This window comes from Nesterenkonia sp. AY15, assembly GCF_022565855.1.
Classification (GTDB): Bacteria; Actinomycetota; Actinomycetes; order Actinomycetales; family Micrococcaceae; genus Nesterenkonia.
In genome coordinates, this window is record NZ_JAJOYV010000001.1 from 280,831 (window position 1) to 294,650 (window position 13,820).

The window sequence follows — 13,820 nt, forward strand, 5'->3', positions numbered from 1 at the left end:
TGTTACTTCCCGATGTCGCCGACGACGACGTCGAAGGCCTCGAACAGCTCGGCGGCCTCCACGAAGAGGTTGAGATCTGGTTCCCCGGCTCCCATGGCGATCCGCCCGGAGATCGATTCATCCGCGTAGACCGGCCACACCTGTCCCTCGGGGGTGCGGGCGCCGAAGGGGGTGATGGTGCCGGGGTGATACCCGGTGGCCGCCACGGCCTCGTCCGGCGCGGTCATCGACATCTTCTTCATCCCGGCCAGCCTGCGCAGCTTCGCCCAGTCCACCTGCTTGTCCCCGGGGATCAGCGCCACCACGTAGCTGTGCTCGGTGGCGGACTGGGTGAGCTTGGCCTTGGCGACGAGGGTCTTCACGATCTCCCGCGGCGCGACCCCGAGGTTCTCGGCGGCCTCCTCCAGCGAGGAGGAGGGTCCGCGCTGGACGAATTCAAGGGTCACCGCGCGGGAATCGGCGTCGGCCTGCACACGCTCACGTCCGGAAAGCTCAGTCATGATCCCAGCCTAGCCAGACTTGGTCCGCTCCGCCGCGCCACCACCTGCGCACTCCCGAGCATCAGTCCCCGGCACCCTCCACAGGGCCGGGAACACCCGCTCGGCATTTGGCCGTGCCGAGTAGATTAGAGCCATGGCCGGACTGATCAAACGCGAAGACATCGACGCCGTCCGTGAGCGCGCAGACCTTCGCGAGGTGGTCGAGCAGTACGTGACGCTCAGGGGTGCCGGCATCGGCTCCTGGAAGGGCCTCTGCCCCTTCCACGACGAGCGCTCACCGAGCTTCCACATCCGCCCGCAGGTCGGCACCTTCCACTGTTTCGGCTGCGGAGAGTCCGGTGACGTGATCGCGTTCCTGATGGGCATGGAGCACACCAGCTTCCAGGAGACCGTGGAGAAGCTCGCCGGACGAATGGGCATCGAGCTGCGCTACGAGGACGGCGGCAAGGGCCCGGACAAGGCGGAGGTCGGGCGCCGGCAGCGGCTGCTGGACGCGCACAAGATCGCGGACGAGTTCTTCCAGGCCGCGCTGCAGAGCCCCGAGGCGCAGACCGCCCGCGAGATGCTCACCGGGCGCGGCTTCACCCGCGAACACGCCGCCCAGTTCTCCGTGGGCTACGCCCCCAAAGGATGGGACAACCTGCTCAAACACCTGCGCTCCAAGGGCTTCTCCGACGAGGAGCTCACCGAGACCGGGATGTTCTCCTCCGGCGGACGCGGGATCTACGACCGCTTCCGCGGCCGGCTGATGTGGCCGATCCGCAATATGACCGGCAACACTGTGGGCTTCGGCGGCCGCCACCTCTACGAGGACGACAAGGGCCCGAAATACCTGAACTCGCCCGAGACCGCGATCTATAAGAAGTCGCAGGTGCTCTACGGGATCGAACACGCCAAGCGTCACGTCGCCAAGCAGCGCCAGCTGGTGGTCGTGGAGGGCTACACCGACGTCATGGCCTGTCACGTGGCAGGGGTGGAGACCGCGGTCGCGACCTGCGGCACCGCCTTCGGCGAGGGCCACATCAGGATCGCGCGCCGGCTGATCTCCGACGAGGGCGGCGTGGGCGAGGTGATCTTCACCTTCGACGGTGATGCGGCCGGCCAGCAGGCCGCGCTGAAGGCGTTCAAGGAGGACCACATGTTCCTCGCCAAGACCTTCATCGCCGTGGGCCCCGAAGGCATGGACCCCTGTGACATCCGTCAGCACCGCGGCGATGAGGCGGTGCGCGAGCTGATCAGCTCCAAGACCCCGCTCTTCGAGTTTGCGATCCGGGCGAAGCTGCGTGAATTCGACCTGAACACCATCGAGGGCAGGGTCGGCGCGCTGCGCGCCACCGCCCCGATCGTCGGCGCGATCAAGGACCCGGCGCTGCGCCCGGCCTACACCCGCGAACTGGCCGGCTGGCTGGGAGCCGAGATGGACGACGTCGCCCGGGCGGTGGCCTACGCGCAGAAGCACCAGCCCTCACCCCATCAGGAGGCCGAGAAGGCCGCCGCGAACAGCCAGGGCACAGGCAGTCAGCGGCAGGGGAATCAGCGTCAGGGCGAACCGGACGGGGAGCAGCTGCGCCGCAGCGCGCCGGGCTATCCGCGCCCGGACACCCGCGACCCGGCGGTGCTCATGGAGCGTCAGGCGCTGGAGGTGATCCTGCAGCACCCCACCCATCTGACCGCGGAGCAGTGGGAGGAGATCTTCACGGTGCGCTTCACCGCACCGGTGCACCAGGCCATCCACGACGGCGTGCGGATCGCCGCGGCCTCCGCCTCGGATCCGCGCAACTGGGTCCAGGCGGTGCGCGACGAGGTGCCGGAACCGATCAAGTCCTTCGTCTCCGAGCTGGCCGTCACCTCGCTGCCCACCAACAGCGACGAGCATCTGGAGAAGTACTGCCAGTCCATCCTCAACCGGCTGGTGGAGCTCAAGATCACCCACCAGAAGGCCAATCTGCTGGGCCGGCTCCAGCGCATGGACGCCTCCCACAACCCAGAGGAGCACCAGGCGCTGAACCGTGAGCTGATGGAGCTGGAGCGTCGGCGTCGTTCGCTGCGGGAGGCCGAATGGGGCTGAGCCTGACGTTCTGTGAACCGTGGCCCGGCAGCACCGGACTTCGAAGCCGCCACCAGTCTTGATAACGTGTTGCCCCAGACACAGTGAGCGCCGCCACGTCGGGGCGCCACAGCAGTCCCTGCGGTTCAGAGTTCGATGAAGTGCAGCAGCAGGACAAGTTCATCAGCGTGACGATGGGGTCACGTGAAGCATCCGAGAAGGAGATTCACATGCCCCAGGAAACACCTGTCCCCGCGCAGGCGAGCTCGCCGGCCACCGGCAGCGTCACCCGCGTCGAAGCCACCCATGAGGTGCCCGAGGCGATGCGCCGCGACGTCAGCCTGCTCGGCGGCCTGCTCGGCCAGGTCCTCCAGGAATACGGCTCCGAGGGTCTGCTCGCCGACGTCGAGGCGCTGCGCGAACTGACCATCGCGGCACTGGAGGACTCCAGCGGCGAGATCCTGGAGCGCGCCGAGGAGCTGGTCTCCTCCTTCTCCGCCGAGAGGGCCAAAGAGGTCGCCCGCGCGTTCACCTCCTACTTCCTGCTGGCGAACCTCGCCGAGGAGCAGCACCGCGTGCGGACCCTGCGCACCCGTGACGGCGAGCTGCCGCTCGCCCAGCAGCAGCCCTCAGATTCGGTGGCCGCCGCGTTCACCCACCTCGCCGAAGAGGTCGGCGAGCGCGAGGCTGAGCGCCGGCTCAAGGAGCTGCGCTTCCACCCGGTGCTCACCGCCCACCCCACCGAGGCCCGCCGCAACGCGATCACCGCCTCGGTGCGCCGCATCGGAGCGCTGCTCGACGTGCGCGATGATCCGCGGATCGGCTTCACAGAGCTGGCCAAGAACCGGCGCGAGCTCCTCGAAGAGATCGACAACATGTGGCGCACCGCGCAGCTGCGCGTCTCCAGCCCCTCACCGCTGGACGAGGTGCGCACCGCGCTGGGGATCTTCGACTCCTCCTTCTCCTCGGTGTTCATCCAGGCCTACCGCCGGATGGACGACTGGCTCCAGGGCGAGGACTCCGGCGCGCAGGCGCCCAAGGCGCCGGCCTTCATCCGGCTGGGCTCGTGGATCGCCGGAGACCGGGACGGCAACCCCAACGTCACCGCCACGATCACCCGCAAGGCCGTGGCCCAGGCCGCCGACCGGGTCCTGGCCGACTTGGAAGATCGGTCCCGCCGCACCGGGATGTCGCTGACCCTCGATGACCGCTACACCCCGCCGAGCCGCAAGCTCGATGCGCTGTGGAACCGGCAGCGCCAGCTCTCCGAGGAGCTCGCCGAGCAGGCCTCCCAGCATTCCCCGGGAGAGCCGCACCGCCAGGTGCTGCTCGCCATCACCGGACGGATCCAGGCCACCCGGGAGCGCAACGCCGATCTGGCCTACGCCGTGCCCGCAGAGCTGATCGCGGACCTGCGGGTGGTGCAGGACTCCCTCGTGGAGGCCGGCGCGAACCGGGCCGCCTACGGTGACCTGCAGGAGCTGATCTGGCAGGTCCAGACCTTCGGCTTCCACCTCGCCGAGCTCGAGGTCCGCCAGCACTCCAAGGTGCACGCCCAGACCCTGGCCTGGCTCGAGGACCCCGATTCGGTGGAGAAGATGGCCGTGCCGGGCGAGGAGGTGCTGGAGACCTTCCGCGCGATCGCCTCGGTGCAGCAGCGCTACGGAGTCGACGCCGCTCGGCGCTACATCGTCTCCTTCACCCAGTCCGCGCAGAACCTCGCCGATGTCTACACCCTCGCCGAGAAGGCGCTCGGCGGACCCGAGAACGCCCCGGTGCTCGACGTCATCCCGCTCTTCGAGACCTATGAGGACCTGCGCAACGCCCCGCAGATCCTCGAGGAGATGCTGACCAACCCGGCCGTGCAGGCCCGGCTGGAGCAGACCGGCCGGCGCATGGAGGTCATGCTGGGCTACTCCGACTCCGCCAAGGACGTCGGCCCGGTCTCCGCCACCCTCGCGCTCTATGAGGCGCAGGAGAAGATCTCCGCCTGGGGGATCAAGCACGAGATCACGCTGACCCAGTTCCACGGTCGCGGCGGCGCGCTGGGCCGCGGCGGCGGACCTGCGAACCGGGCGATCCTCGCGCAGCCCCCGCACTCGGTGGATCTGCGCTTCAAGGTCACCGAACAGGGGGAGGTCATCTCCGCCCGCTACGGCAACCCGGAGATCGCGCTGCGCCACATCGAGCAGGTCGCCGCCGCCACGCTGATGGCCTCGGCACCCTCGACCGAACGCCGCAACGCCGAGGCCGCCCGGCGCTACGCCGGACTCGCCGAGAAGATGGACGCCGTCTCCCGGGAACGCTTCCACGGCCTGGTCAACGCCGAGGGCTTCGCGCCCTGGTTCGCCGAGGTGACCCCGCAGGACGAGGTCGGGCTGCTCGCCATCGGCTCCCGCCCGGCCAAGCGCGGACTCTCGGTGGAATCCCTCGAAGACCTGCGCGCGATCCCGTGGAACTTCGCCTGGGGCCAGGCCCGGATCAACCTCACCGGCTGGTACGGGCTGGGCAGCGCGCTGGAATCGGTGCAGGACCTTGCGCAGCTGCGCCAGGCCTACGCCGAATGGCCGCTGTTCCGCGCGCTGATCGACAACATCGAGATGTCCCTGGCCAAGACCGACCGGCGCATCGCCGAGCGGTACCTGGCGCTGGGGGACCGCGAGGACCTCACCGCGGTGGTGCTCGAGGAGTTCGACCTGACCTCCAAATGGGTGCTCGCGATCACCGACCAGCGGCGGCTGCTGGAGAAACACCAGGTCCTCGGCCGGGCGGTGCAGCTGCGCAACCCCTATGTGGATGCGCTCTCGCTGATCCAGCTGCGCGCCCTGCGGGTGCTGCGCTCGGGCAAGCTGGCCGATGATCAGATCGATGATCCGCGCAACCTGCTGCTGATCACGCTCAAGGGCGTGGCCGCCGGCCTGCAGAACACCGGCTGATCTCGGCAGAGCCGCGGCACGACGCAGGTGGCTAGGATTGGGGGATGACAGTCCCCTCGGTGAAACCCCTGATCAGTCCCGACCTCGATCCGGCGCAGGCCGATCCGCATCTCTGGCTCGAGGAGGTCACCGGGGAGCGGGCGCTTGCGTGGGTGCATCAGCGCAACGCCCGGGCCGAGGAGCGCATCCAGGACGAGGCGTTCGATCCGCTGCGCACCGAGCTTCGCGAGATCCTCGACGCCTCGGACCGGATCCCCGGGGTGACCAAGCGCGGAGAGCACCTCTATAACTTCTGGACCGACGCCGAGCACCCGCAGGGCCTGTGGCGGCGCACCACTGAGGACTCCTACCGCAGCTCGACCCCCGACTGGGAGGTCCTGCTGGATCTGGACGCGCTCAGCGCCGAGGAGGGCGTCACCTGGGTCTGGCACGGCGCCGAGGTGCTGCGCCCGCGCGGCGCCGGTGGGCAGAGCCCGCCAGCCGACACCGCCGGCCAGCCTGCCACGAACCCGTGGCGGCACACCCTGATCTCGCTGTCTCCGGGCGGCTCCGACGCCGACGTGACCCGTGAATTCGACCTGGTGACCCGGCGCTTCATCCCGGAGTCCGAGGGCGGGTTCCACCGTCCGCAGGGGAAGGGCGGGCTGAGCTGGATCGACGCCGACACCGTCTATCTCACCCACGACGACGGCGCCGATGCGGTCACCAGCTCCGGCTACCCGCGGGTGGCCCGCCGCTGGCATCGCGGCACCAAGCTCGCCGACGCTCAGGCGGTGCTCAGCGTCGAGACGGACCATATGACCGCCGTCGCAGGCTTCGACAGCACCCCCGGATTCGAGCGGCACTTCGGGGTGAGGCTGCTGGGCTTCTACGACCGTGAGACATACTTGATCGATCCCTCCGCGCAGGACGCGATGACGCTGATCGAGGTGCCCACCGACGTCTCCGTGGGCTTTCACCGGGACCTGATCGTGCTGCGCCCGCGCACCGACTTCACCCACCACGGCGTGGCCTACCGCGGCGGCAGCCTGATCGTCGGCGACGCCGAGCAGTTCATCGCCGGGGAGCCCGAGCTGCGGGTGCTCTTCGAACCCACCGAGTCGGCCGCGCTGCTGGACGTGACGGTCACCCGTGAGACCATCCTGGTGACGATCATGGAAGACGTGATCCACCGGGTCGAGGCGCATTGGTGCGAGGCCGGCCGATGGCGGGCCAGCGCCGTCTTCGGCGAGCTCCACGGGTCCCTCGGCGTGGCAGCGGTGGACGAGGAGGAGTCCGAGGAGGTCTGGGTCACCAGCAACGACTGGGTCACCCCCACCAGCCTCTACCGCGGCACCCTGGAGGGTCTGCGCACCGGCGCGCCGGCGTCGCTGGAGCTGATCAAACAGGCGCCCGAACGCTTCGACTCCGACGGTCTCGCCTCGGTGCAGAGCTTCGCCACCAGCGCCGACGGCACCCGCATCCCGTACTTCCTGATCGGCCGGGCCGACGCCGTCCAGGCGGTGGAGGCCGCCGACCCCGAGACGGTTCCTGGCGCCGCCCAGATCGCCGGACCGGAGCCGCACCCGACGATCCTCTACGGCTACGGCGGGTTCCAGATCTCACAGACCCCGAGCTACCTCGGGCTGGCCGGCAAGGCCTGGCTGGAGGCCGGCGGAGTCTTCGCGGTGGCCAATATCCGCGGCGGCGGTGAATACGGTCCCGGCTGGCACCACGCCGCGCTGAAGGAGAACCGGCATCGCGCCTACGAGGACTTCGCCGCGGTCGCGCGGGACCTGGTGCGCACCGGGGTGACCACGGTTCAGAAGCTCGCCTGCCGCGGCGGCTCCAACGGCGGACTGCTCACCGGCAACATGCTCGCGAAGTATCCCGAGCTCTTCGGTGCGGTGGTAATCCAGGTGCCGCTGCTGGACATGCGCCGGTTCGCCCAGCTGCTCGCCGGGGCCTCCTGGCGCGCGGAGTACGGCGACCCGGAGACCGCCGACTGGGAGTTCATGCAGAGCTTCTCGCCCTACCACCTGGTCAGCGAGGGCGTGGACTACCCGCCGGTGCTGCTGACCACCTCCACCCGTGATGACCGGGTGCACCCCGGGCACGCCCGGAAGATGACTGCGGCCCTGGAGGAGCTCGGCGCCGATGTCACCTATTGGGAGAACACCGAGGGCGGCCACGGCGGCGCGGCGAACCCCGCGCAGCAGGCGATGATGAATGCGCTGATCTACCGCTGGCTCTGGCAGCAGCTGGGCTGAGAGGGGTTCCCCTGCGCCGGCGGCGGACTAGACTGGAGCCGTGAAATCGGGCTTCGCCGCGTGCAGCGGCGAGCTGATCACATCGAGCTTCTCAGCACCATTTCCAGGGGGATCGCTGCGCATGAGTGTGCCAGCCATTGAAACGCGCGGGCTGGTCAAACGGTTCGGCTCCACCGCCGCGGTGGACGGCATCGACTTGGACATCGCCCAGGGCGGCATCTACGGCGTGCTCGGCCCCAACGGGGCCGGGAAGACGACGGCGATCCGGATGCTGGCCACGTTGTTGCGCCCCGACGCGGGGGAGGCCCGGGTGCTGGGCCACGACGTCTTCACCGAGCCCAAGGCGATCCGTGAGAAGATCGCGCTCACCGGCCAGTTCGCCTCCCTCGATGAGGATCTCACCGGGATCGAGAACCTGATGCTGCTGGGCCGGCTGCTCGGCTACAACGCCCGCCAGGCCAAGGTCCGCGGAATGACGCTGCTCGATGCCTTCGGCCTCACCGAGGCGGCCGCCCGGCAGGTCAAGAAGTACTCCGGAGGCATGCGCCGCCGCCTCGACATCGCAGGCTCGCTCATCGTGACCCCGCAGCTGATGTTCCTGGACGAACCCACCACCGGGATCGATCCGCGCAGCCGCAACCAGGTCTGGGACATCATCCGAACCCTGGTGGCGGGCGGCACCACGATCCTGCTCACCACCCAGCACCTGGAGGAGGCCGATCAGCTCGCTGATCGGATCGCGGTCATCGACACCGGCAAGGTGATCGCCGAAGGAACCCCCGGGCAGCTCAAGGCCCAGGTCGGCACCGGCGCGCTGAAGGTCCGGGTGGCCGACCCGGCCCGCCGTGAAGAGGCCGCCGCGATCCTCGGCCGCACCCTGCTGGCCGAGGTCCTGCGCGAATCAGACCCGGCGGCGCTCACCGTCCGACTCGAAGACGAGTCCCGCGCGGCCGCCGCGCTCATCGCGCTGCAGGACTCCGCGCTCGCGGTGGAGACCTTCGCGCTGGGCCAGCCCAGCCTGGACGAGGTGTTCCTCGCCCTGACCGGCCACAAGACAGCACCCGAGGCGACTGACGGCGCGACCGCAGACGCACAGGAGGAGGCGGCGTGACCACCACGGCGCAGGACCAGAACCAGCGGATCAGGAGCGTCCTGGTCCCGGCAGATCAACGACCAGCCCCGGCGGGCGCGGTCAGCGCCTCGCTGACCTACGGGTGGCGGGCGCTGCTGAAGATCAAACACATCCCCGAGCAGCTCTTCGACGTCACCGTCTTCCCGATCATGATGACCGTGATGTTCACCTACATCTTCGGCGGAGCGATCGCCGGATCGGTGGACGGCTACGTGCAGTGGCTGATCCCCGGGATCTTCGTGCAGACGATGATCATGATCACCATGTACACCGGCCTGACGCTGAACCGCGACATCTCCAAAGGTGTCTTCGACCGGTTCCGCTCGCTGCCCACCTGGCGCCCGGCTCAGCTGGTGGGCGCGCTGCTGGGAGACCAGGTCCGCTATGTCCTCGCCGGCACCATCATCCTGGGCGTGGGCTTCCTGATGGGCTTCCGGCCCGAGGGCGGCATGGTCGGGGTGCTGATGGCCTTCGTGCTGCTGCTGGTCTTCAGCTTCAGCCTCTCCTGGGTCTGGACGGTGATCTCGCTGCTGGTGCGCACCGAACAGGCCGCGATGGGCATCTCGATGTTCATCATGATGCCGCTGACCTTCGCCTCGAACATCTTCGTGGACCCCGCCACGATGCCGAGCTGGCTGCAGAGTGCGGTCGAGGTCAACCCGGTCTCGGTCGTGGTGACCGCGATCCGTGAGCTCATGGCCGGCGTCGGACAGTTCTCCAGCGTCACCCTGGTGCTGGTCTACTGCGCGGTGCTGATCGGGGTCTTCGGCCCGCTCTCGATGTACTTCTACAACCGCAAGAGCTGATCCGGCTGAGCTTCTGCGGGACCGGCTGGGTCAGCTCACCTGGAGCAGGCTCACTTGATGAAGCGGATCGTCAGCGGGTAGCGGTAGGGCCGACGATTGTAGGCGGCGATCGCGGCCAAGATGCTGAACACCACGGAGAGCACCCAGGCCAGGAACAGGATCAGGAAGCCGATCAGGATGATCGTCGTGGCCGCGCCGACGATATAGGCGATGAACAAGGTGATCTGGAAGTTCAGCGCCTCCTTGCCGTGATCATCGAGCATCCGGCTGCGCTCGCGGAACACCAGCCACAGCACCAGGGGCACCAGCCAGGAGAGAAAGACCCCGCCCAGGTGCATCGCCACGCCCCAGCCCTGCTCCTCGCCCGCACCCACCGGCACCCCGGGCTGAGCAGCGGGTCGAGCTGCAGGACCGCCCGCGGCACCCGATCCGCTGCCAGGAGGCGCCTGGCCGGGAGGAACCTGGCCCGGGGAGGTCTGGGCCGGTGGAGCCTGGCCGGGAGGCGCCTGGGCCGGCGGCACCGGACCTCCGGCTGCGTCCTGCTCCGGCGGCGCCTTGCGCCATTGTCCGTCGGGGCCCTGCTGCCATTCACCATCTGCACCTGAGGGGTGGGTGGGCTGACTCATCATTCCTCCGAAGTCGGCGGGGCGTGCCGGGCCATGGGGTTCACCGAGAACGCTCACGTGATGAACAGCGTAGTCTTCACCGGCTGTGATCGATACGGTGGAGGACATGTGTGATCAGTCCGATGCTCCGCCCATTCCCGATGATGTCCTCACCCTCGCACGCGCCGCCCGTCACGTGGCGGTCTTCAGCGGCGCGGGGATCTCAGCCGAGTCCGGCGTGCCGACCTTCCGCGAGGTCCAGACCGGCCTGTGGGAACGCTTCTCCGCCCAGGACCTGGCCACCCCGGAGGCCTTCGAGAGCGACCCTGCCCTGGTGCACACCTGGTACCGGTGGCGCGCCGCGCTGATCCAACAGGTCTCGCCGAACCCCGGACATCAGGCCCTGGCGCAGTGGCAGCGGCAGCTCGGCGGAGCCGGAGGCAGACTGAGCATCGCGACCCAGAACGTCGATGACCTGCATGAACGTGCCGGCGCCGAGGTCCTCGCGCATCTGCATGGAAGCATCACGGCCCACCGCTGCGCTGAATGCGATGCGCCCGCCGAACTTGCGGCCCCCCAGTACGACGGCGCCGCCGCGCCCGCAGAGCCAGTGGATCCGCCGCTGTGCGAGGTCTGCGAGGAGGGGCTGATCCGGCCCGGAGTGGTCTGGTTCGGCGAGCCGCTGCCGATGGAGGCGTTCGACGCCGCTGCGGACGCGATGCGCGCCGCGGACCTGATCCTGGTCGTGGGCACCTCCGGGCTGGTCCAGCCGGCGGCCTCGCTGCCGCTGCTCGGCATGGAGCGCGGGACCCCGCTGATCGAGATCAATCCCGAGCCCACCGAGCTCAGCGACGCCATGCACCACCGGCTGCGCGGCCCGGCGGGGAAGCTTCTGCCGGTCCTCGTCCAGGCGGTCACCGGCGAGGCGCTGCACGCGATGGACGGATCGGATGGGACCGACGACTCGGTGGAGCGCCGCGCTCGATGAGTCTGTGGGAATCGGTGCTCCTGGGAGCGATCCAGGGGCTGTTCATGTTCATTCCGGTGAGCTCCTCCAGCCACCTGGTGCTGGTGCAGCAATGGTTGGCGGCCGAGGGGTCGCCGCTGCCCTCCCCGGACACCCCGGAGATGATCCTCTACAACCTGGTGGTGCACCTGGGCACGATGGTCTCCGTCACGGTGGTGATGTGGCGACCGCTCAAGCGGCTGGTCAAAGGCATCTGGCGGGAGCTCGGGCTCTGGCGCCGACGCCGGACGCTGCGGCACCTGATCCACCTGCGGCTCGCGCTGCTGGGCCTGCTCACCACTGCCATCACCGGGGTCCTGGGACTGCTCATCCGCGCCTACGGCACCGACGTCTTCGCCACCCCCTGGGCGGTGGCGGTGATGCTGATGATCACCGGCGCGGTGCTGTGGTGGTCGGACTCGGTGAAGACCACCTGGCGCGGTGCCGCCCAGATGACGGTGCTGGTCGCCGTCGTGATCGGCCTGGCCCAGGCGGCGGCGCTGTTCCCAGGGCTGAGCCGCTCGGGGCTGACCATCGCCGCGGCGCTGGCGCTGGGCATGCACCGGCGCCTGGCGGCGCAGTTCAGCTTCTTCGTGGCGATTCCCACGATCGTCGCCGCCACCGGGCTGCAGTCGCTGAGCCTGCTCGACCCGGGCAGCTTCGAAGGTGGACTGTTCCTGAGCTGGCAGGACTACGCGCTGGGATTCGCGGTGGCCGCCGTCGTCGGCGCCGGCGCCCTGTGGATGGTGCTGCGCCTGCTCTACCGCGGGCACTTCAAGGTCTTCGCGGTCTACGTGGTGGGACTGGCGCTGTTCGTGCTGATCACCCAGCCCGACATGAGCGACGCCCCACCGGTGGACGAGCTGCCCCTGGATCAGGACCAGCTGAACCTGCAGCAGCCCTGAGATTCGAGGCCGGGCTCCGAGCGTCGAACTCGCAGCGCTGCGCGCCGGGGGCGGGGGATAGGCTGACCCCATGCTCTGGCTATACCTGCTCGCCGTGGTCCTGCTCGCGCTGGTGGTGGCAGCCCTGCTGGGCCGCTGGGACGGCGCTTCGGCGCCCAGAGAGGAGACGGATCTGGGCGAGTCCGATGTGGATGATCTGCTGCGGCGCAGAGTCGAGAAGCACATCACCGCGGATGACCTGCAGGAGGTCCGTCTCGACTCTGCGGTGCGTGGATACCGGATGGATCAGGTGGACCGGCTCCTCGATGCGCTCGGGCAGCAGCTTCGGGAGCTTCAAGGAGGTCAGTCGCACCAGGCGCAGAGCGCGGCCGAGGCCCCGTCCGAGCCCCAGGAAAGCAGGTATCAAGTCACTGTAGAACCTGACACGGGTCCCTCGGATCGCGCTCATGGCGTGCCTGACAAGGATCTAAGGCTGCCCTCGCAGGCCGATCCGAAACCTGAATTTCCGCGGGTGGAGTGACATTCCTCGCAGATGCGAGATAATAGATTCAGTTCAGGCGCTGGATCTTTGCATCAGGCATGGACACGCACGCTAGAGAACTTCGGAAGGGATGCACTCGATGGCTGCAATGAAACCGCGCACTGGCGACGGTCCGATGGAGGTCACTCAGGAGGGCCGCAGCCTGATCATGCGGGTGCCGATCGACGGAGGGGGCCGTCTGGTGCTGGAGATCAACAATGAAGAGGCCCAGGCACTCAAGCAGTGCCTCATCAAGGCCGTCGGAGAATGAGCTTCGGTTCGGGCCGGTCGTGCACAGCGCGACCGGCCCGAACTGTATCGTCCGTCCCGCGCCGCAGCTGAGCCCCGCGCTTTCGCCGCTGGTCAGCGCCGTGCCGCCACCAGCAGTCCTGTCCCGGACCCGAGCATCGCTGTGCGCAGACGATCGTCCTCGAGCAGACGACGCTCCAGCTCCCGCATCCGCTGCGTGGACTCATCCCGCACCGCAGGGCGGGCCAGGCGATCATGGTCCAGCGCGTCGTTGATGATCAGCAGACCCGAGGGGCGCAGAAGCCTGACGCCTTGTTCGGCATACTCCGCGGCATGCGTCGCCTCCGCATCGACGAACACCAGGTCATAGCCGCCAGTGGTCAGTCGTGCCAGCACCTGTTCCGCCCTTCCGGTGATCAGCCGCGTCCGCGCCGAGGGCAGCCGCGCGTCTCGGAAGGTCTCTCGGGCCGCCTGGATATGGTCGGCTTCGTAGTCGATGCTGGTCAGGACCGCATCCGGGGTTCCTCCCCGCAGCAGCGCGAGTGAAGAGACGCCGACGCCGGTGCCCACTTCGACCATGGCGTGAGCCCTGGTGCTCGCGGCGAGCACGGTCAGCAGAGAGGCCACCCCCTGGCTGACAGGCTGCACGCCCAGGCTTTCGCCGCGACGTCGCGCCTGAAGCAGCGCAGGCTCCTCCTCGGCGTGCTGTTCCGCGTACGCCCAGCTTGAATGCTTGGCCGACTGCTGGGGGTGCTGAGCTTTCATGGGACCTTCTCTGCGTGCGAGTGAGTGAACCGGGCGCTCAGGTGCACGTGCACCTGCGGGTTGGCTGCATCTCGAGGTGCGGTTCGGCACCCTGAGGCGA

General features: G+C 68.8%; 12 protein-coding genes. 9 read left to right on the plus strand and 3 right to left on the minus strand.

Going from position 1 to position 13,820, the window contains the following annotated elements:
• Nucleotides 1–2: 2 nt before the first annotated feature.
• Entirely contained in the window at nt 3–500 is a 498-nt protein-coding gene (locus LSI54_RS01285) for an aminoacyl-tRNA deacylase (RefSeq protein WP_241463809.1), read from the minus strand.
• Nucleotides 501–633: 133 nt separating this feature from the next.
• On the opposite strand from LSI54_RS01285, the gene dnaG reads away from it, so the two are divergent.
• From dnaG to LSI54_RS01310, 5 genes are all read left to right on the plus strand, one after another.
• A complete protein-coding gene (dnaG, locus tag LSI54_RS01290) occupies nt 634–2,568 on the plus strand; it encodes a DNA primase (protein ID WP_241470188.1) in 1,935 nt (644 codons plus the stop codon).
• Nucleotides 2,569–2,777: 209 nt separating this feature from the next.
• The gene (locus tag LSI54_RS01295) at nt 2,778–5,483 is read left to right on the plus strand and encodes a phosphoenolpyruvate carboxylase (RefSeq protein ID WP_241463812.1); all 2,706 of its coding nucleotides are present in this window, start codon (nt 2,778–2,780) and stop codon (nt 5,481–5,483) included.
• Nucleotides 5,484–5,527: 44 nt separating this feature from the next.
• Nucleotides 5,528–7,732, plus strand: coding sequence for a prolyl oligopeptidase family serine peptidase (locus LSI54_RS01300; protein WP_241475721.1), 2,205 nt, complete (start codon nt 5,528–5,530; stop codon nt 7,730–7,732).
• 121 nt (nt 7,733–7,853) lie between these two features.
• On the plus strand, nt 7,854–8,843 hold the full coding sequence (locus LSI54_RS01305) for an ATP-binding cassette domain-containing protein (protein WP_241470185.1): 990 nt from the start codon (nt 7,854–7,856) through the stop codon (nt 8,841–8,843).
• On the plus strand, nt 8,840–9,670 hold the full coding sequence (locus LSI54_RS01310; RefSeq protein ID WP_241475720.1) for an ABC transporter permease: 831 nt from the start codon (nt 8,840–8,842) through the stop codon (nt 9,668–9,670). The genes LSI54_RS01305 and LSI54_RS01310 overlap by 4 nt, the downstream gene beginning before the upstream one ends.
• A gap of 50 nt (nt 9,671–9,720) precedes the next feature.
• Here LSI54_RS01310 and LSI54_RS01315 read toward each other — a convergent pair whose 3' ends face one another.
• Complete coding sequence (locus tag LSI54_RS01315) at nt 9,721–10,353, minus strand: DUF4870 domain-containing protein (RefSeq protein WP_241463816.1); 633 nt, start codon at nt 10,351–10,353, stop codon at nt 9,721–9,723.
• Between the two features lie 49 nt (nt 10,354–10,402).
• Between LSI54_RS01315 and LSI54_RS01320 the strand changes: the two genes are divergently transcribed.
• The 4 genes from LSI54_RS01320 to LSI54_RS01335 all read left to right on the plus strand — a co-directional run bounded on the left by LSI54_RS01320 (nt 10,403) and on the right by LSI54_RS01335 (nt 12,977).
• Nucleotides 10,403–11,263, plus strand: a complete 861-nt coding sequence (locus LSI54_RS01320) for an SIR2 family NAD-dependent protein deacylase (protein WP_241477571.1) — start codon at nt 10,403–10,405, stop codon at nt 11,261–11,263.
• Nucleotides 11,260–12,186: an undecaprenyl-diphosphate phosphatase gene (locus tag LSI54_RS01325; protein WP_241477572.1), complete on the plus strand. Its 927-nt coding sequence runs from the start codon at nt 11,260–11,262 to the stop codon at nt 12,184–12,186. Before LSI54_RS01320 ends, LSI54_RS01325 begins: the two co-directional genes overlap by 4 nt.
• A gap of 70 nt (nt 12,187–12,256) precedes the next feature.
• Entirely contained in the window at nt 12,257–12,706 is a 450-nt protein-coding gene (locus LSI54_RS01330; RefSeq protein ID WP_241477573.1) for a DivIVA domain-containing protein, read from the plus strand.
• A gap of 100 nt (nt 12,707–12,806) precedes the next feature.
• Nucleotides 12,807–12,977 (plus strand): DUF3117 domain-containing protein, encoded by a 171-nt coding sequence (locus LSI54_RS01335; protein WP_084479395.1) that lies wholly within the window; start codon nt 12,807–12,809, stop codon nt 12,975–12,977.
• 92 nt (nt 12,978–13,069) lie between these two features.
• On the opposite strand, the gene LSI54_RS01340 is transcribed toward LSI54_RS01335, so the two are convergent.
• Nucleotides 13,070–13,720, minus strand: coding sequence for an O-methyltransferase (locus tag LSI54_RS01340; RefSeq protein WP_241463821.1), 651 nt, complete (start codon nt 13,718–13,720; stop codon nt 13,070–13,072).
• Between the last annotated feature and the right edge of the window lie 100 nt (nt 13,721–13,820).